Raw genomic sequence first — 23,260 nt, 5'->3', positions numbered from 1 at the left:
TTGCTCACGTTCGAGCCGCGCCGGCCGCCAACGCGGCCTGCGCCCGTTGCAGCCACTCGCGATTGTGCTCGCGCGCGTGGCGCGGCCAATGTTTGGCGTCATGCACGATTTCGGCATAGAGCGCGCCGGCGCGGCGGCGGTCCGCATCTTCCGGTTGCGCGGCGAGCCAGTCGGCGAACAGGCAGCGCGGCGCGACGTCGGTCGCGCAGGTCAGCGCCTGTTCGAATGCCGCGCGTGCGCCCGGCGCATTCCGCGCGGCCAGCGTGCGCGCGTTCAGCAGCGCCGGCTCGCCCTGGTTGCGTGCCCGCGGATTGACCGAGAACAGATCCGCCAACGTCGCGTCCGCGGCCGTGTAGTCGCCGAGCGCGAACTGCGAGCGCGCGAGACCGAGCAGCAGCGCGGGATCGTTTGCAAATGGGCCGTTCGCCGCGGTCTGGAAATGTTCGAGCGCTTCGCGCGGATTGCCGGCCGCGAGCAAGGCCTCGCCGAGCCGCATCCGATGCTGCACGGTCGGCGCGCGGTCGAAAGCGGCGCGCGCTTCACGCAGCGCGCGATTCGGATCGACGAATTGGGTGATCGCCTGCGTGGCCACGCGCGCGCCGCGCGAGTGGCGCAGACCCGGCAGATAGATTGCGAAGAAGTACACGACACTGCCGAGCAGCGGAAAAGCAAACAGAATGAATAGCCAGTAGATGCCCTGGTTATTGCGCATCGCGTGGACGGCGAAAAAGATCGCGATGAAAACGTGAAGACCAATTCCAAAAAAGTAGGGCATATCGATTCAACCTTCGAGCATGAGGAAAAGCGCGCCGCGAGCCCGTCTTTGGCGTAACCGGGCCCTAATGCAGCGAACCGACCCGCAGATACGCGAATAGAAGCGACAACGCCACGACGATCACGCCGGTGGCAACGACGAGACGGTTGGCCAACAGTCGGCGCATCGCAAGTCTCCTAGACGAAACTGTAGCGTTCGGAATGGTAGCGGATGCGCGGCACTTTCATTTCGCCGAGCGCCGTTTCGATCGCATCCATCATGGAGTCCGGGCCGCAGATGAAATACTCGTGATCGGCGAACTCGGGCGGGAGATGTCGCCGGAACATCGCGGCGTCGATGCGCCCGACTTCCCCGCTCCAGCCTTCGGGCGGGTCCGACAGCACATAGACGATGCGCAGATCGAGCCGCGCTTTCAGCGCATTGAGCTCCTCGCGGAAAGTCAGCGAGTCCCAAGTCTTGCCGCTGTACAGTAGCACGAGCGGACGTTGGTCGCCGCGATCGGCAAGCGAGCGGATCATGCTCATCATCGGCGTGATGCCGATACCGCCCGCGATCAGCACGTGCATGTCGGTCGGATGCCCGATCGTGAACGCGCCATACGGTCCGTCCAGATACACGCGCCGACCTGTTTCGATCGTCTTCACCTGGCTCGTGAAATCGCCGAGATTGCGGATCGTCATTTCGACGCGGCCGTTCGCGGCCTCGGCGCTCGACGAGAACGAAAAGGGGTGTCCGGTGATCCTGAACGGGCTGCCCCACACGTTGAGCCAGCCGAACTGACCGGGCTTGAAGCGAAAGCCAGCGTGGCCGTCGGGCTGCATCACGAGCGTCGTCGTGTCGCCGCGTTCGGCGCGCACTTCCGCGATCCGGTACGGACGCCTGATCATGAAGAGCGGTTTGAACAGACGCACGTACAGCAGCAGCGCTACCCAGAATGCTGTCATGCAGATCCACAGCGTGCGCTTGAACGGATCGGTCAGATAGAAGCCCCAGCCGATCATATGCAGCACGCCGCCGAAGATCGCGACTAACGCGAGCCCGATATGCGACAAATGCCACAGCTCGTAACGAATCTTCAATTGCTTGCGCCATAGCGCGGTGATCACCAGCACGATCACCGAGCCGATCGACAGGAACGCGAACCACGCGCCCCACGGTACCTCGAGCAGCGAGCCGGGCATCGCGACCTTGTCCGAGCGGATCGCGAACAGGATCAGCGGATGCGCGACGACCAGGCTGACCGCGAGCAGCGACACACGTCGATGGAAATGATAGATAACGTCCTCGCCCCACGGCTCGGTCACGTGACGAAAGCGCGCGGTGAGGCCGAATTGCAGGCCCATCATCGCGAGTCCGGAATAGCCGAGCGCCACCGAGAATTCGGTGCCGAAGTTGCGCGCGGGCGGGAGCGTGCCGGTCAGCAGCGCAAACAGCGGCGCGAGAATGAACAGTAGATAGATGACCGACCAGACGGCCTTGCGCACGAGATCTCGAGACTGCATCGGTGCTTCTCCATGCCGGGTGCGGCGGTCCCGCTCGCGCTCAGTCCGCGTTCAAACGCAGGTGGTGAGCAGCAGCGCGGGCCCGAACGTGATCACGGTCGCGACCAGCGCCGCGATCAGGGTCCAGACGACGACGGTATGCATGAACGAGCTGATGCGTTCGGGACCAGGGTCGCGGGTCGCGGCGCGATAGCGCCATAGCCAGCCGAGCGCGATCAGATGCAGCAGCAGAATGATCGCGAGACTCGCGCGCAGCGGGCCGGTGGGCCACGCGAACGCGCAGCCGATCGCGTGCAGCGCATACAGGATCACGAACGCGAGACACCAGATCGCGAAGCCGACGGCGAGCCACCACAACCGCCGCGGCGAAAGCGGACGCGCATTCATGGTCTGGCTCCCAGCACGGCGACGAGGCTCGGCAGCGCGAGCACGAGTCCAAGCGCGATGATGCCCGTCGCCAGCGTGTAATCGACCCACAGGCGGGTGAGACGCAGATCGGTCAGGCGTCGCGCGGAAACGAAGCCCGCGCCGACGCGCAGCACGTTGCTGATGAGGAACAACAACCCGACGCCCGCGTGAACTGCGATGTACGTGAGCAGCGCCGCGGCCGTCGCGCCGAGCGCATGCTCGCGCGGATTCGGTGTCACGCCGTTGATCAGCATCACGCAGGCGATGAGCGCGACGATCAGCGCGATCGCGCTCAGCCCGATCGTGCCGTGCGGTTTGCGCTCGGCGGCGGCCGCGCGCAACGAGCCACGCGTGGCGGCTGCGGCCACCGCGAGCGCGACGGCCGCGACGAGCGCGAGCCCGCGGTTCGGATGCGGCGTCACGGCTGCCGGCCAGTTCGGCGCGGCAATCCACAGGTAGAACGTGCCGAAGATCAGCGAGGTGAACAGCGTGCTGTTCGCGATCAGCGCGCAGATCATCGAAAGCCATGACGGCGAACCGACGACCTCGGTATGCGGCGGCACGCTGACGCCTCGGCCGACCGGCAGCGCGCCGTAATCGCGCGCGTGCCCCGCGCTCTGGCCCGCGTAGATGAAGAGGCCAAACGTCACGAATGCGAACGCGACCGACAGCAGATAGAACTTGAACAGCATCGCGAGCACCGCGGCGGCGGTCATGAGCGCGGTGACGAGCGGCAGATACGTCGAGTTCGGCAGCACGATCAGCTGTTCGGGCTCGCCCGACGTCATATGCACGCCTAGCGTCTCCTGCCAGCCGTTGCGCGTGAAACCGAGGTAACCCTCGCCGCGCGCTAGAGAGGTCGCTAGCTGGCCCGGGGGCACCTTTTCGGTTTCGGCGTCCATGTGCGGGATCGATGCGAATGCGTACGGCGCGGGCGGAATCGGCATCGCCCATTCGAGCGTGGTCGATTGCCACGGGTTACGTCGCACGCGTTGGCCGAAACGCAATTGCACGACGATGTCGATCACGACGAGCGCGAAGCCGATCGTCATCACGAAGCTGCCCACCGACGACAGCAGATTGAGCCAGTTCCAGCCTTCGTCGCCGCTATAGGTGAAGACGCGCCGCGGCATGCCTAGCAGGCCGGTCAGGTGCATCAGGAAGAACGTCATGTTGAAGCCGATGAACACGAGCCAGAACGCCGGCACCGAAAGGTTATGCACGGCGGTGCGCCCGGTCAGCAGCGGCAACCAGTAATAGAACGCCGCGAGCATCGGAAACGCGAGCGCGCCGGCCACCACGTAGTGCAGGTGCGCGACGACGAAGTAGGTGTCGTGCGCCTGCCAGTCGAACGGCACGATCGCGAGCATCACGCCGGTCAGCCCGCCGCACGTGAACACGAAGAAGAAGCCGAAGATGTACAGCATCGGCACGTCCCAGCGCGGGCGGCCGTGCGACAGCGTGGCGAGCCACGCGAAGAACTGGATCGCGGTGGGCACCGCGACGATCGCCGAGCCCGCCGAGAAGAACGCGAGCGCCAGATGTGGAATGCCCACCGTAAACATGTGGTGCACCCAGATACCGAAGCTCAGGAACGCGAGCGCGATGATCGCGACGACGATCGTGCGATAGCCGACTAGCTTGCGGCGCGCGAACACGGGGATCATCGTCGAGAGCACGCCGGCCATCGGCAGGAAGATGATGTACACGTCCGGGTGGCCGAACAGCCAGAACAGATGCTGCCACAGCAGCGGATCGCCGCCGCGCGTCGGATCGAAGAACGGCAGGTTGAACGCGCGCTCCACCTCGAGCAGGATCGAGCCGAGAATCAGCGGCGGAAACGCGACGATCATCATCATCGCGGTGACGAGGATGTACCACGCGAAGATCGGCATGCGATCGATCGACATGCCCGGCGCGCGTATCTTGAGGATCGAGACGGTGAGTTCCACCGCGAGCGAAAGCGCTGAAATCTCGACGAACGTGATACCAAGCAGCCACACGTCGGCGTTCAGTCCGGGCGTGTACACGTTCGAGCTGAGCGGCGTGTACATGAACCAGCCGCCGTCCGGCGCGGAGTGCAGGATCAGCGACACGGTCAGGATCGTGCCGCCGAACAGATAGCACCAGTAGCCGTAAGCGGTCAGCCGTGGAAACGCGAGGTCGCGCGCGCCGAGAAACTTCGGCACCAGGTAGACCGCGAAGCTTTCCACCATCGGGATCGCAAACAGGAACAGCATCATCGATCCATGCATCGTGAAGACCTGGTTATAGGTCTCAACATCCATGAAGGCCGCATGCGGCGTCGCGAGCTGCACGCGCGTGAGCATGCCGAGAATCCCCGCGATCGCGAAGAACACGAACGACGTGATCATGATGCGCAAGCCGAGGACGGTATGGTTGACCGAGGTAAGTCTCTGCACGCCTGGCCCGGTGGCCCAGATCGCGGCAAGCTGGCGATGCAGCCGCAGCGCGGTGATGCCCTGTGATGGCGGCTCGACGGGCACACTCATTTCTTCACCTCCCCGTTGGCGGCGGCGTTTTTGACAGCAGCCGGAAAATCTTCCGGACGATCGACGATCACGGTGAAGTGCATCCCCGCGTGACCGATGCCGCAAAACTGGTTGCATTGGCCGGCGTACTGGCCGGGCTGATCGGCCTGGATACGCAGCAGGTTGTGGTGGCCAGGGACCGCGTCGATCTTGCCCGCGAAGCGCGGAATCCAGAATGCGTGCACGACGTCCATGCTGGTCACGACGATGTCGACCGGCGTGCCCGCGGGCAGATGCAGCACGTTCTCGGTTTCGACGTTGCCGAGCTCCGGATAGCGGAAGGTCCAGCGCCATTGCTGCGCGATCGCCTCGATGCGCGCGGGCGCATGCGCGCGCAGCGGCAGCAGCAGCTCGCCCGCGTACAGCGCGTAGCAGATCAACGGGATCAGGATCACTGCCGGCAGCACGAGACCGCCGAGCACGATCCAGCGCGCGGGCGACACGTGCGAGCCCCAGCCGGGCCGGAAGACCGTCATCAGAAACAGTACGAGCACCATCGCGAAGAGGATCGCGGCGCCCGCCAGCATCACCCACCACAGCCCGGCGATCGATGCGGCGGCCGGACCCGATGGCTCGAGCGTCGAGAGCGGCCCGGTGCAGCCGGACAACGCGGCGAGCGATCCGGCTTGGACGGCCAGGCGCAAGCAGCTATGATGGTTTGCACCACCAGGCACCCGATGCGAGGACACACCATCATGGCAAACAAAGGCAATGCTGGAAACGAGACGCGAAGCGAAGTGATGCTCGAGCTGTTGCGGCTCGACAAGGGGTCGGTGGTGGCGCTCGTCGGTCATCCGATTCACGTGATGATGGTGCATTTCCCGATCGCGTTCGTCGTCGCGACGTTGGGCGTCGACGTAATCTACTGGTGGACGGGCGACCCGTTCTGGATTCGCGCCGGCTTGTGGGCCGCCGGCTTCGCGTTCTGGAGCGGGGTGGCTGCGAGCGTGGTCGGTACCGCCGAGCTGCTGCTGGTGCGCGGTATCCGCCTGAAGGAAGCGAGCTGGTCGCATGCGGTCGCCGCGATGACGCTCGTCGCGCTCGCGGGTGCGAACTGGGGCGTGCGCCTTTATTACCCCGATGAGATCCTGCCGCATGGGCTCGTGCTGTCGGTGCTCAGCTCGGTGATGACGGGCTTCGCCGGCTGGCATGGGGGCAAGCTCGTGTTCGATCATGGCGTCGGAATTCTCGTTTCGCCGAAGGAGTGATGCAGCCAGCGGCCAAGTCCACCGGGCTCGAACAGATGCGGGGCCAGCAGGTTCGAGTCGATGTGAGGCTTGGCCAGCACGATCCAGATGATCGCGACGATCACGATCAGATAAGCGATGGTCAGCGCGATCGCCGAGGCACGGCTGAACCTGCCGTCGGGCAGATACAGATCGTGCAGTACGAGGCCGGCCAGCACATGCAGCATCGCCATGATGCCGACGAATACCATCTTCGCGGTGAACCATTCGACGAAGGTGGCCTGCAGAAAAATCAGCACGGTGCCGCTCGCAATCGCGACGAAAGCGGCGGGCGAGGTCAACTCCACGAACACGAGACGCGTGATGCGGTGCAGCCGGTCGAGTTCGGTGCCCGCCACGAGCCCGCGGCGCTGCCAGAACAGATACGGCAGCACGATCAAACCGCCCGACCAGACGGCGATCGCGGCCAGATGAATGAACTTCAGCAGGGTCGTCACAGCGCGGGCTCTCTGACGCGCAGGCTTGACCAGACGAGCGAAAGTCCTGCCGCGAGATAAGGGATCATCGCCAGTACCCACATCAACAGTCCGGCGAGTTGCTGGTCGGCGAGCGGGGTGAGCCCCCACGCGGCGGTGGTCGCGAAGTGCGCGACGTAGAGCGGCACCGGCGCGAACACGATCAACGCGCCGAGCAAACCCATATGGCCGATCGTCGCGACGAGCGCCATCAGCGCGGGGCCGGTCGGCAGCGACGGCGAGAAGATGCTGCGCCACATGAGCCATGCACTGCCAAGCAAAGTAATCTGCATCAGCCAGTAGCCGGGTACCGTCGCGAGTCCCCACGCATAAGGCCCAGGCGCATGCCACAGCCAGATGATCACCGCATGAGCGGCGACCACCGGCACGAGCGGCGGATGCGCGAGGCGCGGCAGCGGAAACGCGAGGGCGAGCAATGGAGCTACTGCAGCGATCAAAATGACGTGATGAGTGACGCGTGCGGAGAACAATGCCGAGGACAACGCGCAGAGCGGCGACACGAACACGAGGGCCATCAATGCGACGGCGCCCCATCCCGCCCGTGCATTCGCCGAGCGGTTGCTGGCCACGAGCCATGCGAGCGCCGCGAGCGCGACGAGCAATGGCGGATCCGTATTCCAGCGCAGCCACAAGCTTTCAGGGACAGCCGCGGGACCACAGTAGGCGACAGGAAAATATGGCATGGGCGATGTCTTCAACGAGTCCAGGTGCTTCTTAGTACACGCAAGCAAACGCGTGACAGATAACGCCTTCGAATTGTCGGGACGGCTCACGATCCAACTGATCGCTCACGTACTCTAGCGCAAATAAACTGTTTAGGGACGGCTATCTGAATCCTGTAAGTTTTTGCGTGACAGAATGTTTTCAATTTGTCACTCGAGGCTTTTGCCGGCTGGATAAAAGCCGGTGTAATGGCGGCGGTAAGATTGCAATGGTGCGGCGCAATACTTCAGGCTGACCTGCCCGGCGTACTATGATGAAATCATGTGACGGAGGCCCGCCATGTTTCATGATCCCATCCGAATTCCCGCAATGATCGAATTGACATTGCTTGCGATCGTGCTGATCGTTGTCAGCATCGTACGCGCGAGGAAACAAAGGGAGCGGGCGCGGAATCGGGCCATGGCGGAGCAGCGAAGCTCTGATAAAACGCGAATGTAATATTCGCTTTTACCGCATCTTTTAATACTTTCGTATTCAGCTATTTTGCTGGTCTTTGTTACTTCTATCGACCGTCTTCGTGTATCAGGGTCGGCACGCGCCGCGTCAATGAGCGGGCCGCATAGTCGGTGGCGTGATTCGCCTTGTTCGCGAGATCGACGGTCGAAAGGTCGAACGGCAAGCGCTTCTCGCGAAGCGTGACGAAGACGGACATCGCGTAGGGGCTGGCGAATTGGGCGTCGGTGTAGAGGTGGAAGGGCGGGTGTGCCACAGGGGCTCCGTTTTCGTTAGTCATCGATGTCGAGCTTCGAATACTAGCTGCTCGTCGCGCGCCATGCAGCCTTTCACCAGTGCTGATTGGCCATCTCGCAGGCGAGCAGGCAGCCTAACGCCGACACGGCGCCGACCGCGCCGAGACCAAACCCTACGGCAAGGTTCTCCGCCGTCGTTGCGCAACCCTGCAGCAGCGTTATCGACGCCAGCAGCGACGCGAGAAAAAGACGATACCGAAGTCGCGAAGAAGATGTGCGTCGTGGTGACATGATATGTTCGGCGTGAAGGGCGCTCTTTCAGCGCATCAGCGTATGAGCATAGCGGCCCACCATTTGTCGCATTCACCCGGGTAGCGGCCCACAAGCGTCAGACCTTACGAGCTCTTGCGAGGCGCCGGGCCGCGCTCGAATCGGTCGCCGGGCAGCGATACGGGGTGAACGCCTCGTCGGTTTTTCGACCGGTATTGCAACTGCAGAACAAAATCACGCGAGGGGCTTCAAAAAAATAATCAGGCTGATACAATGGCGCCCCTCTGCCCAGGTGGCGAAATTGGTAGACGCACTATCTTGAGGGGGTAGCGCCGAAAGGCGTGTGGGTTCAAATCCCGCCCTGGGCACCATTTCGAATCGTCGATTCGAATCTTCAAGCGCTTCGCGCTTTCTTCAGACAACGGCGGCCGTATCAGACCATCGCGTTGTCTCCGCTTCTGCGCTCAGAACTCGTTCCGATAGGCAAATAGCCCCGGAAGCCCGCCGCTCATCACGAATAGAATTTTCTGTCCGGCACTGTACTTCCCGTTGCTCACGTTTTCCACAAGACCCGCAAATGCTTTGCCGCTATACACGGGATCGAGCAACAGACCTTCCGTCGATGCCATCAGCCGAACAGCCGCGCGCATGTTATCGGTTGGAATGCCATAGCCGGGTCCGAGGTGCTCTTCGTCGATCGAGATGGCGTCATCACTCACGCTTAGGCCCGGGTCGATCAGCCGGACCGTCTGATTCGCCTTATCCAGAGTAACCGTGCGCGCGTGGCCAGCATTCCCATACACCGTGAATGCGGCAACACGCGACGGATCCAGGCCCAGCGCAACAAGACCCGCGACCAGCCCCGCATGCATGCCGCCGCTTCCATTCGGCACCACGACGCGATCGAAGGCCACGTTTTGCGCTTGCGATTGCGCGACGAGTTCAGCTGCGCAGTCCGCGTAGCCGAGACAACCGACCGGGCTCGAACCGCCCAACGGACACACATAGACGTTACGGCCCTGCGCTCGCAACTCGTTCGCGCGTTCCTCGGCGAATTGCAATGCGTTGGCCGTGCCGGGAAGATCATGCACGCGCGCATCGAATAGCGCATCGAGCAGCACGTTGCCGTTCTCCATGTAGTCGTGGTCGAAACGTGGCACGGTTCTCGTCAGCACCAGCTCGCATCGAAGTCCGACGCGAGCCGCCGCGGCCGCCGTGAGGCGCGCATGATTCGATTGCCGCGCGCCGACGGTAACGATGGTGTCCGCGCCGCGCGCGAGCGCTTCGCCAATCAGGAATTCGAGCTTGCGCAACTTGTTGCCGCCGCCACCTAGTCCCGTCAGATCTTCTCTTTTGACGTAGATGTCCGCCCCGCCGAGGCGAGCGCTCAGACGCGCAAGGTGCTGAATTGGCGTCGGGCCTTCGAGAAGCGCATGGCGCGGAAACTTTGATAAATCGAGGCGGTGCGATGAGGCGGAGTTCATGGTCGTGTGCGGGCGATTGAGTTGAAAGAGACGTTTCCATTCATTTGACTGACGCAAAGTTCTCATTGACTCGAGTGCTCAATGCGTCAACGTCCCTATCCCAGCCAGTAATTTATCAACTTCGGCGTCGGTGGTCAGATAGCTGACCGATGCGCGCGCGATCTGTGTCAGCCCTCTGCTAGTCATATCGAACGGCGTGTACGCGACGCCATTCGAGCCGATCGTGATGCCCTGTGCCGCCAACGCGCGTCGCACCGACATGGCATCGAGTCCGGCGACATTGAACGACACCAGACCTGATCGCTCGACACCCTGGTCGAGCACCCGCACGCCCTCCATCGCGGCCAACCGCTCGCGCAATGTCTGCGCGGTCCGATCGATCTGCGCGCGGATGTTGTCGATGCCGATTTCCAGCGCTTCGTCCAATGCATTCGCCAATCCGCAATGCAGTGCAAGCGACGCTTCCGACGATTCGAAACGCACGGCATCGTCGCGCAGTACAGGGTCGCCATTGACGTCGAGCGGCGCGGAATACGTGTCGACGAAGGCCGGCGTCAAGCGGGGCAGAAAATCCCGTCGGACGTATAGCAGCCCGGTGCCGCGCGGTCCACGCAGTGCCTTGCGGCCCGCGCCGGCCAGCACATCGCAGCCGACTTCGACGACGTCGATCGGAAGCTGTCCGACGGCCTGCGCCGCATCGATGAAATACGGAATGCCGTGACGGCGTGCTATCCGCCCAATCGCGGCGGCCGGATTGATCAGTCCGCCATTGGCCGGCAGCCACGTCAGCGCAATCAGTCGGACCCGGTCGTCGAGCATTGCTTCGAGCGCGCGAGGATCGACCCTGCCGCTCTCATCGGAAGGAATCGTCTCTATCGATGCGCCCGCGCGCTGCGCCAGAAGACGCATCGTCGCGAGATTGCCGCCCCATTCGTGCCGCGCAACGAGGATGCGTTGCCCCTCGCGCCACGGACCCAATGCCGCGAAAGCAGCGCCCCAGCCCGGCGAGTTGCCAGTCGTCAACGCGATCTCGGTGGGCTGAGCGTTCAGCAGTCGCGCGGCGAGCGTGCGCGCCCGTTCGGTCTGTTCGCGGGCAGCCGCGCCCGCTTCCATGGGTCCCATCGAGGCTTCGCGCAACAGATGCGCGTGAATCGCTTCGAGCGTGGCGGCCGACGGCAGCGACGCGCCCGCATGATTGAAGTGCGTGGTACTGCGAACACCGGGTGTGCGGGCACGTATTGCGTCGATGACAGCGGGCGACAGCGGAGAAGACATTGGCGGCTCCGAGTGTATGAGTTGAATTCAGACGTTCTGCAAGGCGACAACCGCTTCGACCTCGACGGCGACCCCTGCCGGCAGCGACGCAACATCCACCGCGCTGCGCGCGTGACGGCCGGCGTGCTCGCGATGAACACGCTCGAGCCGGTCGCCCGTCGCCGCGACGATCTGCGCGACGACACCAACCCTTACCCTCCAGCATCATTCCTGCCACGCTTCTCCTTCCGGATACCAGTACCTGTCCAGCGTCCCTTCGAGCATCTCGATGCTATACCCGGCCCTTTGCGGCGGCATATAGTGCCCGTTGCGGATCACCACGGGATCCACGAAATGCTCGTGCAAATGATCGACGTATTCGAGCACGCGATTCTCGAGCGACGCCGACACGCAGATATAGTCGAACAGCGAAATATGCTGCACGTACTCGCACAAGCCGACACCACCCGCATGCGGGCACACCGGCACACCGAACTTCCCGGCCATCAGCAGTACGACGATCACTTCGTTGAGTCCGCCGAGCCGGCAACTGTCGATCTGGCAGAAGTCGATGGCTTGCGCCTGCAGCAGTTGCTTGAACATCACGCGATTGTGGCAATGCTCGCCGGTTGCGACGCCAATCGAACCGAGCCGCCGGCGAATCGCCGCATGACCGAGGATGTCGTCGGGACTCGTGGGCTCCTCGATCCACCACGGGTCGAACTCGGCGAGACGGCGCATGTTCGCGATCGCCTCATCGACGTCCCACACCTGGTTCGCGTCCATCATCAGCTTCCGGTTCTCGCCGATCTCTTCGCGCAGAATGCGCGCGCGCCGTACGTCTTCCTCCAGATCGCCGCCGACCTTCTGCTTGAAATGCGTCCATCCCTGCGCGACGCCTTCGCGCGCGAGACGGCGAATCTTGTCGTCGTCGTAACCGAGCCAGCCCGCCGATGTCGTATAGGCCGGATAGCCGTGCGCGAGCATTTCCTTTTCACGCTCGCCCTTGGTCTTCGCATGACGATGCAGCATCGCGAGTGCTTCGTGCGGCGTGATTGCATCCGTCACGTAGCGAAAGTCGAGGCATCGCACGAGTTCTTCCGGGCTCATGTCGACCAGCAGCTTCCAGACCGGCTTGCCGACGGATTTCGCCCACAGGTCCCACACCGCGTTGACGACCGCCGCGGTGGCAAGATGAATCGCACCTTTGTCGGGGCCGATCCAGCGCAGTTGGCTATCCGAAGTAAATGCGCGCCAGAAAGCGCCCATATTCGCAGCGATATCTTCGAGCTTCTTGCCGACGATCAACGGCGTGAGTGCATTCACGGCGGTCACGCAGATTTCATTGCCGCGGCCAATCGTGAACGTGAGGCCGTGGCCGGTGAGATTCGGCGTGTCGGTTTCGAGCGTGACGTAAGTGGCGGAGTAGTCCGGCGCGGCATTCATCGCGTCGGAGCCGTCCAGCGAACGTGAGGTGGGGAACCGGATGTCCCGAACGGACAGCCTTGTGATCGTTGTCATCTGCGCACCCTCCGGGGCTGTGGCTCTCGGCTTGTCGTCCGCGGACGCAGACGGATCGGTTTCGTGCGCACGTTCTCTGTGCGCGCGTTCCTGCTGCGCGTACGGGTAAGCCCGGAGTTGCCAGATACCAGGCATCCCTAGGTATTTCCAGGCATTTGTACGCGTTGACAACGCGGCATTCACTTTCTAGCATGCTAGCATGTCTTCTCGAAATCAAGGCCTTCGTGAATTCCTCGACCGAACTTGAGAATGCCGCCGGGGACCCGTATGTCGCACTGCAAAAAGTCGGCGGCGGCGAGCGCGGCAGCTTGACCGACGCGGTCGAGGCGGCGTTGCGAGAAGCGATTGTTACGTTGGCGTTGGAACCCGGCATGATGATCGACAAGATGGCCGTGTGCGAACGCATGGGGGTGTCGCGCTTTCCGGTGTCATCCGCGTTGGCGAGGCTTGCGCATGCGGGTCTCGTCGAGGTTTTGCCGCAACGCGGCACGCGCGTCAAACCGATCGCGCTCGACGACATCCGCCAGCATCTGTTCATCCGCAGCGCACTGGAAGTCGAGACGGTGCGTGGGGTCGCGCTGATGCACGACAGGGCGACGCTCGACGCATTGGCAAGCAATCTCGATCAGCAGCGCAGTCTGGCTGGAAATGGCGAACGTCTGGCGTTTCACGCGCTCGATCTGGCTTTCCATGAAATCCTGCTCGACGCGGTGAAGCTGCCGCGCGTGAAGGAGATCGTCGCGGTGTCGCGCAATGCGCTGGACCGCGCGAGACAATTGCTCGCGAGTCCAGAACGGCTCACGCATACGCTGGAAGAGCACGAGAGCATCTTCAAGGCCCTCTGCGCCGGCGACGGCGATGCGGCCGCGAAAGCGATGCACGATCATCTCGACCAGGTCGTCGCCGAATTGCACCGGTCCGCAAAAGAGCGGCCCGACCTGTTCGCGCCTTGAATGAAAGCTGCAATGAAAGCCGTAAAAAGCTCCACCGTAACAACGTCGGTGATATAGGCAGCCGTCGACAGACCAGCACATGAACCCACTCATTTCCGTCAACAATCTTTGCAAGAGCTTTCCGGGCGTAAGAGCGCTTCATGACGTCCGGTTCGAACTCATGGCCGGCGAGGTCCATGCGCTGATGGGCGAGAACGGCGCGGGCAAGTCGACGCTGATGAAAATTCTCGCCGGCGTCTATACGCGCGATTCCGGCGAAATTCTCTTCGACGGCAAGCCCGTCGATTTTCAAGGTCCGCGCGACGCGCAAGCTGTCGGCATCGGCATCATTCATCAGGAACTGCAACTGATGAATCATCTGAGCATCGCGCAGAACATCTTTATCGGCCGTGAGCCGCGCAAGGGTCTGGGTCTGTTCCTCGATGAAGACAAACTGAATGCGCAGGCAAGCGAGATCCTCGCCCGCATGCACGTGAAACTCGATCCGCGCACGATGGTCGGTACGCTGACCGTCGCGAGTCAGCAGATGGTCGAGATCGCGAAAGCACTGTCTTTCGATTCGCGCGTGCTGATCATGGACGAACCCACGTCCGCGCTCAACGATGCCGAGATTGCCGAGCTGTTCCGGATCATCCGTCAATTGAGAGAGCGAGGCGTCGGGGTCGTCTATATCTCGCACAAGATGGACGAGTTGAAGCAGATCACCGATCGCGTGACCGTGATGCGCGACGGTGAGTATGTGGCCACCGTGCCGACCGAGGGCACCGCCGTCGAGACGATCATCGGCATGATGGTCGGACGCACGCTGGGCGACGTGACGCCGGTCGAGAGCGCGCCGGTGAAAGGCGAACTCGCGCTCGAAGTGAGAAATCTCGTCGCAGGTCCGCTCGTGCGCGACGTCAGTTTCGAATTGCGCAAGGGCGAAATACTCGGTTTCGCAGGCTTGATGGGCGCGGGCCGCACGGAGGTTGCGCGCGCGGTGTTCGGCGCCGATCCGGTCGAATCGGGCGAGATACTCGTGAAAGGCGTGAAGGCGTCGATCAAGAGGCCCAGTGATGCGGTCAAGCGCGGCATCGGCTACCTGTCCGAAGATCGCAAGCGCTTCGGTCTCGCTACGGGAATGGATGTCGAATCGAACATCGTGATGGCCGATCTCGGCAAGTTCCTGTCAATCAATATGTTTCTGCGCCGCGGGCAGATTCGCAAAAGAGCGCAGCACTTCATCAAGCTGCTTGCGATTCGCACGCCTTCGGCGACGCAGCAGGTGCGGCTCCTGTCGGGCGGCAATCAACAGAAGATCGTGATCGCGAAATGGCTCGAGCGCGATTGCGACGTACTGTTCTTCGATGAACCGACGCGCGGCATCGACGTCGGCGCGAAAAGCGAAATCTACAAGCTGCTGCGCTCGCTGGCGGCGCAAGGCAAGGCGATCGTGATGATCTCCTCCGAGCTGCCGGAAGTTCTGCGCATGAGCGACCGCATCGTCGTGATGTGCGAAGGCCGCATTACCGGCGAGCTGTCCGCCAGCGAAGCGACGCAGGAGCGCATCATGCATCTCGCGACGCTGCGCGAAACCCTGAAAACGGTACAAGCCTGAAGAGGTCTACGACATGACATTGCGAACGGATACCGCGGCGCTGGACAACGAAAGGCGCACTTCCGGGCTGAAAGGCCGAATTTTCGCGCCGACCGCCGTGCAAAAGATGCTCGCGTTCGCGAGCCTTATCCTGTTGCTGGTGTTCTTCAGCTTCGCATCGCCGGCCTTCATGCAGATTGACAACATTCTCGGCATTTTTCAGGCGACAGCTGTGAACGGCGTGCTGGCGATTGCCGCCACGTTCGTGATCATTACGGGCGGCATCGATCTGTCGGTCGGTACGTTGATGACATTTACCGCCGTGATTTGCGGAGTATTTCTCACATACTGGCATCTGCCGATGTGGACGGGCGTGCTCGCGGCACTCGCGACCGGCGCGGTGTGCGGCACGGTATCGGGTACGCTGACCGCCAAAATGAAGATCCCGCCATTCATCGCGACGCTCGGCATGATGATGCTGCTCAAAGGTCTTTCGCTCGTCGTGTCGGCGGACAAGCCGATCTATTTCACCGATACCGAGAACTTCTACCGTATTTCCCAGGATTCGCTGATCGGCTATTTCCTGCCGGGCGTGCCGATTCCGAATGCGGTACTGATCCTGTTCTTTCTCGCGATCGTCAGTTCTATTACGCTCAATCGCACCGCGCTCGGCCGCTATACGTTCGCACTCGGCAGCAATGAGGAAGCGGTGCGGCTCTCGGGCGTCAATGTCGATCGCTGGAAGATCGCGATTTACGGCGTGGGCGGCGCTATCTGCGGCATCGCGGGTCTGCTGATCGCGTCGCGGCTCAATTCGGCGCAGCCGGCGCTCGGTCAAGGCTACGAGCTCGATGCGATCGCGGCGGTCGTGATCGGCGGCACGTCGTTGAGCGGCGGTTCGGGAACGATACTCGGCACCATCATCGGCGCTTTCATCATGAGCGTGCTGACCAACGGACTGCGCATCATGTCGGTCGCGCAGGAGTGGCAGATCGTCGTGACCGGTTTGATCATCATTCTGGCGGTGTATGCGGACATCCTGCGGCGCAGCCGGAGAAGTTGACGCAGGAGCAAGGAAGCAGCAAATAAGCAGGGAACGCAGGAGCAGGAGAGAGAGGGGCACGTGAAGGCTCCCTCGAAAGCTCGATAGCGGCTTGACAGCCCAACCATTGGAGGAGGCCCCATGTTGAAGAGAAGACTGATCGGTATCGTGGTCGGTGTCGGTGCGCTCGTCGGCGGAAGTAGTCTCGCGTATGCGGACGAGCCGTATATTCCGCTTATTTCGAAAGGCTTCCAGCATCAGTTCTGGCAAGCCGTCAAATCGGGCGCCGAGCAGTCCGCGAAAGCGAACAACGTCAGGATCACGTTCGAGGGACCGGAAACGGAAGCGATGGTCGATAAGCAGATCGACATGCTGTCGGCCGCGCTCGCGAAGAAGCCGCAGGCGCTTGGCATCGCGGCGCTCGACAGTAAGGCGGCCATCCCCTTGCTCAAGCGCGCCCAGAACGAAAAGATTCCGGTGATTGCATTCGACTCGGGCGTCGACAGCGATATTCCGTTGACGACCTGCTCGACGGACAACGTCGCCGCCGCCGCGCTCGCCGCCGACAAGATGGCCGCGCTGATCGGCAATTCCGGCGAAGTCGGCGTGATCGTGCACGACCAGACGAGCCGCACCGGTGTCGATCGCCGCGACGGCTTCGTCAATCAGATCAAGTCGAAGCATCCGAACATCAAGATCGTGTCCGTGCAATACGGCGCCGGCGATCACCTGAAGTCCGCGGAAATCGCCAAGACCATGATCCAGGCGAATCCGAACCTGAAGGGTATCTTCGGTGCAAACGAAGGTTCCGCGGAAGGCGCGGCGATCGGCGTCAAGGAATCGGGCAAGAAACTCGTGCTGATCGGCTTCGACTCCGGCAAGGAGCAGAAGGAGAACATCATGTCGGGCTTGATGGCCGGCGCGATTACGCAGAATCCGGTCGGTATCGGCAAATGCACGGTCGACTCGGCGGTCAAGGCGCTGCACGGCGAGAAGCTGCCGAAGAAGATCGACACCGGTTTTTACTGGTACGACAAGACCAACATGAACGATCCGAAGATCGCAGCCGTGCTGTACGACTAAGCGAGGCCGGCGATCGCGACTCGGGAAGCCGAGGCTGCGGCAATCCTCAAAGAGGGAGAGCCACGATCTTCCTCTTTTTTATTGCCGTTCCGCAACTTCGGAATCGCGCTATATCGAGCGGTCCGTTGCGCCGCAACAACATGTAATCCGAACGCTCGTACTCCGTCGAGCAAGTCGTGATTCGCGCTCATGCAGTGCTTTTGATCCACGGCTGCCGGTCATTTCACGCCATTGCATGCATTAATCTGATACTTTATGTTTATGTAATCGCTGCACGAGCCGTCCATTCGCATGCCGATTCGGACCCACCCACCGTCGAATGCGCAGGTCATGGCTTTTACCGAACCAAGGTCTCCATTTTCCAGGTGGGTCGTATCCTCGGCCCAGAACCTGAGTCCGGACAACCGGCAGATTCTGCTTGCCAACCTGTTCACGCGAACCGCATCGATCGTTTTCGCGTCGATTTGCGAAATCAGCGTATGCGCAACCGCGTATTATCTTTATCCGATTCCTCTATATGCCGCGTGGGGCATTGCGGTCGTCGCATTGCTGATCGCGCGGCTCACGCTGATCTGGCTATGCCGCACGCGGGCAGCCCTTGGGCTGCCCACGCCGACTTCCGCGTTTATTTTCGCGAGTCTGTTGTGGAGCGCGTTATTCGGGTTTGGCACATTCCTGTGCAATATCAGCGGAAGTCCCACGCTTTTTCTGCTTGGAAACGTCTGTGCGGTCGGTGTGATCGGCGGATTGTCCGGGCGCAATGCGGGCACGCCGCGGCTTGCGTTATTGCAGATCGTTTTTATTCTCGGCTTTCTGAGTGTCGGCGCGGCGATGTCGCCGGGCAATGGCAAGCTCGTGCTGCTATTTCAGGCTCCGTTTTGCGCGGCCGGCTTCTTCACGGTTGCGCTGCGCAGTAATCGCGACACCGTTGCGTTGCTGCTCGCGCGGGAAAACAGTCATCGCCTCGCGCGCCAGGATAGCCTGACCGGTTTGCCGAATCGCGCGCGTATCAACGAGCTGCTGATCGAACGCACCGGCGAGAGTTCGACGCGGCAGGGCGAGGCGTTCGCGGTGCTGCTGATCGACCTCGACGGCTTCAAGGCGATCAACGACAGTCTCGGTCATGCCGCCGGCGACCAGATTCTGCAGGAAGCGGCCTCCCGTTTGCGCGATCTGCTGCCGAGCGGCGACCACGTTGGCCGCCTGGCGGGCGACGAGTTCGTCGCGATCTCGGACGACGCCGGGCAGCTTCGCGACGTGCGCGTGCTGGCCGATCGCATCGTCAGAACGCTGGCGCGGCCGTTCGTGTTGAGCGAAGCGCTCGTGCATATCGGCGCGAGCGTCGGCATCGCGCTCTATCCCGAACATGCGAAAACGGGTCCGCAATTGCTGATCTGCGCGGACCGCGCGTTGTACGGCGTCAAGCGCAGCGGCAAAAGCGCGTTCGCGATTTTCGATGCCGAGAAGCACGTATCCGACGAAAGCCTGAGCCTGCTGCGCAGCGACCTCGAAGGCGCGCTGAAGTCGTTCAATGGTTTGCGCATGGAGTATCAGCCGATCATCGATCTGCATACCGGCGCGGTAGCGGGCCGCGAGGCGCTGATTCGCTGGGCCCATCCGACGCGCGGCGAGTTGTCGCCGTCCGCGTTCATTCCGACCGCCGAGCGCACCGGCCTGGTCCTCGCGTTGGGTGAATGGGTGCTGCTGCAATCGTGCATGGCGGCGTCGGCGTGGCGCGACAAGGTGATCGTCGCGGTCAATGTATCGCCGGTGCAATTGCGCGAGGAATCGTTCGCATCGACGGTGACGGCAATACTTCGGAAAACGAGGCTGCCGCCGACGCGGCTCAACCTCGAGGTCACGGAAACGGCACTGCTGAACGACGACGAAGTGACTCGCCGCAATATCACCAGATTGCGCGCATTGGGTATCGGGCTGGCGCTCGACGACTTCGGCACCGGCTTTTCGACGATGTCCACGCTCGTGCGCTTCTCGTTCGACAAGCTGAAGATCGACAGTTCGTTCGTCCGCGAGTCCGTGCATCGGCGCGAATCGGCGGCCGTGGTGCGCGGCATCGTCGCGCTGGCGCGCGAGATCGGCATGCCGACCACGGCCGAGGGCATCGAAACCCAGGAGCAGCTCAATTTCGTGCGCGTATGCGGTTGCACGCATGCGCAGGGTTATCTGCTCGGCAAGCCGATGTGCAACGAAGAAATCGAGCAGTGCGCAGCGGTGCTCGACGCGCGTGTCGCCGACAAGGCCGCGCCTGCGGACTTTTGATATCCGTTACCGATGCGATCGAGGTCGTAATGTCGTCTCCCTTGCAATTTCAACTGCGAATCACCGCGTCGATGGAACTTGCCAACTCGCTGCGCGCGGACCCTTCGTGCGCCGCGCATCCAGCGCTACGTGCCATTTTGCAAACGCATCACGCAACGCTCAAATGCCAGTTCGATGCATTCGCCGACTACGTGAGCGAAGCGCAGAAAATGGGCATCGGGAACTACCCGCTTTATCAATGGACACGGCAAACCATCGAGAACCCGGAGAAGAAAGCGAAGTACCTGCAGTCGTTCACGCTCCACGTGAATGGCGACGAAGTGTATGACAAGGACGTCGCCGATGCCCTCGAGGCCGGCTTGTCGAAGCTGATCGAGGCGAACGGTATTCTTCGCGTTTCGAGGTACGACACGAATCCCGCGAACAATCCGCAGCCGCCCGCCCGCGTGTGAGGCAGCCGCTTAAATTTCAGTCCGAAAGCTTCATGGTCAAGCGGTTTAACATTTGAGGACATGCCGCGAAGTTCGTGAGACGATGCAATTTCACTTATTTTTGTTGGAGTGCGACATGGGACTTCTGGACGAAGTGGGCAAGATTGCCGGTGCGGTTGCCGCCGTTGAAGCCGCGGAGAAAGTCGATCCACAAGCGGGTCTGCTGACCAAAGGCGTGGCCGCTATCGCCGGTTTCGAAGGCGCTGGAAAGCTGGAATCGCTGGTGGAAAAGAAAGAAGAAGAGAAGCAGGACGACGCCGACAACGCTCAGGCCGCGGACGATACAAGTTCCCAGACCTGAACGGACGTCAAGCGGATTGCCGGTTGCATGCGCGCGATCGAATCACGCGCTGCACCGGCAATCTGTTTTTATAGACCTTTCGATATCGAACCCTCCTTCCGCTATTCGCCCGATCTTTCATCGGGCTGTCATCGCCGTCCGGCTACGATCGTCCGTCACTTTCCGTCCGCGCTCGCCCCGCGGGGCGTTGTTTTGCGCTGGCATTCTTCCACCTGAACAACCATACCGGACATGTCGAACAGAAAAATCGTCAAGACAACGCCTGCCGATGAGCACGGCGCATCGATCGTCTCGCGTCGCGGCTTTCTGAAGTTCGCCGGCGCATCGAGTCTCGCGACGGCGGCGGGCGTGCTCGCATCGACCGCGCGCGGCGCCAATAGCGGCACACCCGATGGCACGCCCGAGCAGATCCATCTGACCTGGGGCAGCGACCCGACGAGCGAAATTACCGTGTCGTGGTCGTCGCTCGCGCCCGCGGTCAATCCGCAGGTGCGCATAAGCGGCGCCAATAACGGGGACCACGCGAAACATACGGTGCACGCGGTGCAAAGCACGTACACCGACGGCCTCAACGGCGAGGTCGTATTCAACTATCACGCGCGCGTGCGCGAGTTGAAGGCCGACACGAGCTATCAGTACGAAGTGACGGCCGATAACGACGGCAATGCAGCGCAACCCTTCACCGCGAGTTTTCGTACCGCGCCGCGCGGCCGCGCGCCGTTTCGCTGGACGAGCTACGGCGATCTCGCGACGCCGAATACGAACTGGGTGCTGTCGTCGCCGCAAAGCCGCTTTGCGGTGGCGGCCGTCGAGCGCTTTCAGCCGCTCTTCCATCTGCTGAACGGTGACCTCTGCTATGCGAATCTGAATCCGACGCAGCAGCCCGAGGTGTGGCGCGACTTCGGCAACAACGCGCAGACGTCGGCGTCGAACCGGCCGTGGATGCCGTGTCCCGGCAATCACGAGCTCGAATTCAACAACGGCGAGCAGGGCCTTGCGTCGTATCTGTCGCGCTACGTGCTGCCCGATAATCACACGCGTTTTCCGGGCCGCTGGTACAGCTTCCGCGTCGGCTCGGTGCTGTTCATTTCGCTCGATGCGGACGACGTCGTCTATCAGGATGCCGCCGCTTTCGTCGCCGGGCCCGCGCCGCTGACGCCGGTCGCGAGTACCGGCAATCCGCCGATTCCGGCGGGCACGTCGCTGTACGTGCGCGGCTATAGCAATGGCGAGCAGACACGCTGGCTCGAAAAAGTGCTGCGGCATGCATCGCACGATAACGACGTGGACTGGATCATCGTGCAGATGCATCAGGACGCGCTCAGTTCGTCGAAGACCGGCAACGGTTCCGACAAGGGCATTCGCGAAGCGTGGCTGCCGCTGTTCGATCGCTATGGTGTGGATCTCGTGCTGTGCGGTCACGATCACGACTACGAGCGCAGCTATCCGGTGCGCGGTTGCAATCACAACAAGGGCACCGACATCGCGACGGGGCACCCGGTCGATACGTTGCAGCCCAAGCCGATCATGTCGGCGGTATCGGCGGGTGCATCGACGTTCGATACGAGCCACGGCACGATCCACCTGGTTCTCGGCGGCGGCGGCACGAGCGCGCCGCTCGACGTGTACGGCGTCGATACCGGCACGGGCCTGCCGCAGGCGCGCATCTTCACGAAGCCGAATCGCCCGGTGCCGTCGACGACCGCGGGCACGTTCGTGCGCGCGAGCGCCGACGCGGTCGAAGACGCGATCTGGTCCGCCCAACGCGATACCGGCACCGGTTACGGCATCGCGGTGTTCGACTACGATCCGGGGCAGCGCGGCGGCGACACCACGATCACGATGAACTACTACCATGCGCCGGGCGCGGATCAGACGCCGACACCGGAATATGATCTGTTCGAGACGATCGAATTGAAGAAGAAGCGGCGCGGGTAGAAGGATAGATTTGATTCACTGATCGGCATTCAATTTTCAGGGGCCGCTCATCACGAGCGGCCCTTGTTTTTTCACGGTCACCGCAAAGAACAATGCCCCATTCATTTTGTTACACGTCTTACCGCCGCAGACTCTCGTGGTTACAAAGGCCTTTCGAAAGCCCCGCTATACTCGGCGCCGTCTCACTAAAACAAAGACCCGATATGTCGAAGAAAATCATTCAGATGGTTGCCGTGGCTGCATTGAGCGCCGCGGCGTCGTTGCCGGCACTCGCCGGTGATATGAACAACATGCTCGGTGGTGCGCTCGGTGGCGTCGCTGGCGCGGCAGTCGGCGGCGCGGTGGGCGGCAGCACCGGCGCGGTGATCGGCGGCGCAGTGGGCGGCGGGGCGGGCGGCGCGGTCACGTCGAATCGTCGTGAACGTACCGGCGCGATCATTGGCGGCGCGCTCGGTGGCGGGGCGGGCACCGCGGCCGGCAACGCGATGGGCGGCCGCACCGGCGGCCTGGTCGGCGCCGCGCTCGGCGGCGGCGCGGGTTCGGCGCTCGGCGGCAACATCTCGCGCTCGAACTCGTATGCCAACGACTACTCCCGCGGCCACCAATCGGGCAAGCACCATCACAAGCATCGTCGTTACGACTGAGACGGCATGACATCGACAGGGCCGGTCCGCGTCCGCATCACAGACGAATGC

General features: G+C 62.3%; 21 protein-coding genes, 1 tRNA gene and 2 pseudogenes. 11 read left to right on the top strand and 13 right to left on the bottom strand.

Features of this window, described 5'->3' with window-relative positions; translation table 11 throughout:
- Positions 1–4 precede the first annotated feature (4 nt).
- The 5 genes from OKW38_RS30050 to coxB form a co-directional block, all read right to left on the bottom strand.
- Positions 5–775, bottom strand: a complete 771-nt coding sequence (locus OKW38_RS30050; protein ID WP_090807679.1) for a tetratricopeptide repeat protein — start codon at positions 773–775, stop codon at positions 5–7.
- A 176-nt stretch (positions 776–951) separates the two neighbouring features.
- Positions 952–2,277: a ferredoxin reductase family protein gene (locus tag OKW38_RS30045; protein WP_429364509.1), complete on the bottom strand. Its 1,326-nt coding sequence runs from the start codon at positions 2,275–2,277 to the stop codon at positions 952–954.
- Positions 2,278–2,328: 51 nt separating this feature from the next.
- The gene (locus OKW38_RS30040) at positions 2,329–2,664 is read right to left on the bottom strand and encodes a hypothetical protein (protein ID WP_090807675.1); all 336 of its coding nucleotides are present in this window, start codon (positions 2,662–2,664) and stop codon (positions 2,329–2,331) included.
- Positions 2,661–5,198 (bottom strand): cytochrome c oxidase subunit I, encoded by a 2,538-nt coding sequence (gene ctaD / locus OKW38_RS30035; RefSeq protein WP_429364507.1) that lies wholly within the window; start codon positions 5,196–5,198, stop codon positions 2,661–2,663. Before ctaD ends, OKW38_RS30040 begins: the two co-directional genes overlap by 4 nt.
- The gene (coxB, locus tag OKW38_RS30030) at positions 5,195–5,881 is read right to left on the bottom strand and encodes a cytochrome c oxidase subunit II (RefSeq protein WP_090807672.1); all 687 of its coding nucleotides are present in this window, start codon (positions 5,879–5,881) and stop codon (positions 5,195–5,197) included. The genes ctaD and coxB overlap by 4 nt, the downstream gene beginning before the upstream one ends.
- A gap of 51 nt (positions 5,882–5,932) precedes the next feature.
- On the opposite strand from coxB, the gene OKW38_RS30025 reads away from it, so the two are divergent.
- Positions 5,933–6,445, top strand: coding sequence for a DUF2231 domain-containing protein (locus OKW38_RS30025; RefSeq protein WP_184040085.1), 513 nt, complete (start codon positions 5,933–5,935; stop codon positions 6,443–6,445).
- Here OKW38_RS30025 and OKW38_RS30020 read toward each other — a convergent pair.
- The 4 genes and pseudogenes from OKW38_RS30020 to OKW38_RS30005 all read right to left on the bottom strand — a co-directional run bounded on the left by OKW38_RS30020 (position 6,409) and on the right by OKW38_RS30005 (position 8,663).
- Positions 6,409–6,921, bottom strand: a complete 513-nt coding sequence (locus OKW38_RS30020) for a CopD family protein (RefSeq protein ID WP_429364505.1) — start codon at positions 6,919–6,921, stop codon at positions 6,409–6,411. The genes OKW38_RS30025 and OKW38_RS30020 overlap by 37 nt on opposite strands.
- Positions 6,918–7,643, bottom strand: a complete 726-nt coding sequence (locus tag OKW38_RS30015; RefSeq protein WP_244144895.1) for a cytochrome c oxidase assembly protein — start codon at positions 7,641–7,643, stop codon at positions 6,918–6,920. The genes OKW38_RS30020 and OKW38_RS30015 overlap by 4 nt, the downstream gene beginning before the upstream one ends.
- Positions 7,644–8,194: 551 nt before the next feature.
- A pseudogene (locus OKW38_RS30010) lies at positions 8,195–8,416 on the bottom strand (glutathione S-transferase N-terminal domain-containing protein); the annotation flags it as partial.
- 49 nt (positions 8,417–8,465) lie between these two features.
- The gene (locus OKW38_RS30005) at positions 8,466–8,663 is read right to left on the bottom strand and encodes a hypothetical protein (RefSeq protein ID WP_429364503.1); all 198 of its coding nucleotides are present in this window, start codon (positions 8,661–8,663) and stop codon (positions 8,466–8,468) included.
- 265 nt (positions 8,664–8,928) lie between these two features.
- On the opposite strand from OKW38_RS30005, the gene OKW38_RS30000 reads away from it, so the two are divergent.
- Positions 8,929–9,013 (top strand) — tRNA-Leu (locus OKW38_RS30000).
- 93 nt (positions 9,014–9,106) lie between these two features.
- On the opposite strand, the gene OKW38_RS29995 is transcribed toward OKW38_RS30000, so the two are convergent.
- The 4 genes and pseudogenes from OKW38_RS29995 to OKW38_RS29980 form a co-directional block, all read right to left on the bottom strand.
- Positions 9,107–10,126, bottom strand: a complete 1,020-nt coding sequence (locus tag OKW38_RS29995) for a D-cysteine desulfhydrase family protein (RefSeq protein WP_429364501.1) — start codon at positions 10,124–10,126, stop codon at positions 9,107–9,109.
- A gap of 78 nt (positions 10,127–10,204) precedes the next feature.
- Entirely contained in the window at positions 10,205–11,401 is a 1,197-nt protein-coding gene (locus OKW38_RS29990; protein ID WP_429364499.1) for an aminotransferase class V-fold PLP-dependent enzyme, read from the bottom strand.
- Between the two features lie 27 nt (positions 11,402–11,428).
- Positions 11,429–11,590: pseudogene (locus OKW38_RS29985) on the bottom strand (RidA family protein); the annotation flags it as partial.
- Between the two features lie 15 nt (positions 11,591–11,605).
- Positions 11,606–12,901 (bottom strand): L-fuconate dehydratase, encoded by a 1,296-nt coding sequence (locus tag OKW38_RS29980; RefSeq protein ID WP_429333323.1) that lies wholly within the window; start codon positions 12,899–12,901, stop codon positions 11,606–11,608.
- Positions 12,902–13,092: 191 nt separating this feature from the next.
- On the opposite strand from OKW38_RS29980, the gene OKW38_RS29975 reads away from it, so the two are divergent.
- From OKW38_RS29975 to OKW38_RS29935, 9 genes are all read left to right on the top strand, one after another.
- Complete coding sequence (locus OKW38_RS29975) at positions 13,093–13,854, top strand: GntR family transcriptional regulator (RefSeq protein ID WP_429364497.1); 762 nt, start codon at positions 13,093–13,095, stop codon at positions 13,852–13,854.
- A gap of 79 nt (positions 13,855–13,933) precedes the next feature.
- The gene (locus OKW38_RS29970; RefSeq protein WP_090807657.1) at positions 13,934–15,451 is read left to right on the top strand and encodes a sugar ABC transporter ATP-binding protein; all 1,518 of its coding nucleotides are present in this window, start codon (positions 13,934–13,936) and stop codon (positions 15,449–15,451) included.
- A 13-nt stretch (positions 15,452–15,464) separates the two neighbouring features.
- On the top strand, positions 15,465–16,493 hold the full coding sequence (locus tag OKW38_RS29965) for an ABC transporter permease (protein ID WP_090807656.1): 1,029 nt from the start codon (positions 15,465–15,467) through the stop codon (positions 16,491–16,493).
- A gap of 120 nt (positions 16,494–16,613) precedes the next feature.
- A complete protein-coding gene (locus OKW38_RS29960) occupies positions 16,614–17,555 on the top strand; it encodes an ABC transporter substrate-binding protein (protein WP_090807654.1) in 942 nt (313 codons plus the stop codon).
- Between the two features lie 330 nt (positions 17,556–17,885).
- Positions 17,886–19,835 carry a putative bifunctional diguanylate cyclase/phosphodiesterase gene (locus OKW38_RS29955; RefSeq protein WP_429364495.1) on the top strand — a complete coding sequence of 650 codons (1,950 nt, stop codon included), beginning with the start codon at positions 17,886–17,888 and terminating at the stop codon, positions 19,833–19,835.
- A gap of 29 nt (positions 19,836–19,864) precedes the next feature.
- The gene (locus tag OKW38_RS29950) at positions 19,865–20,287 is read left to right on the top strand and encodes a hypothetical protein (RefSeq protein ID WP_090810266.1); all 423 of its coding nucleotides are present in this window, start codon (positions 19,865–19,867) and stop codon (positions 20,285–20,287) included.
- 115 nt (positions 20,288–20,402) lie between these two features.
- A complete protein-coding gene (locus OKW38_RS29945; RefSeq protein WP_090807650.1) occupies positions 20,403–20,627 on the top strand; it encodes a hypothetical protein in 225 nt (74 codons plus the stop codon).
- A gap of 231 nt (positions 20,628–20,858) precedes the next feature.
- Positions 20,859–22,565, top strand: a complete 1,707-nt coding sequence (locus tag OKW38_RS29940) for a purple acid phosphatase family protein (RefSeq protein WP_429364493.1) — start codon at positions 20,859–20,861, stop codon at positions 22,563–22,565.
- Between the two features lie 203 nt (positions 22,566–22,768).
- Positions 22,769–23,209: a hypothetical protein gene (locus tag OKW38_RS29935; RefSeq protein ID WP_090807646.1), complete on the top strand. Its 441-nt coding sequence runs from the start codon at positions 22,769–22,771 to the stop codon at positions 23,207–23,209.
- The last annotated feature ends 51 nt before the right edge of the window (positions 23,210–23,260 follow it).

It is taken from the genome of Paraburkholderia sp. MM5496-R1, from assembly GCF_050436205.1.
Lineage (GTDB): Bacteria > Pseudomonadota > Gammaproteobacteria > Burkholderiales > Burkholderiaceae > Paraburkholderia > Paraburkholderia tuberum.
This window is presented reverse-complemented; position numbering and strand designations above follow the sequence as displayed.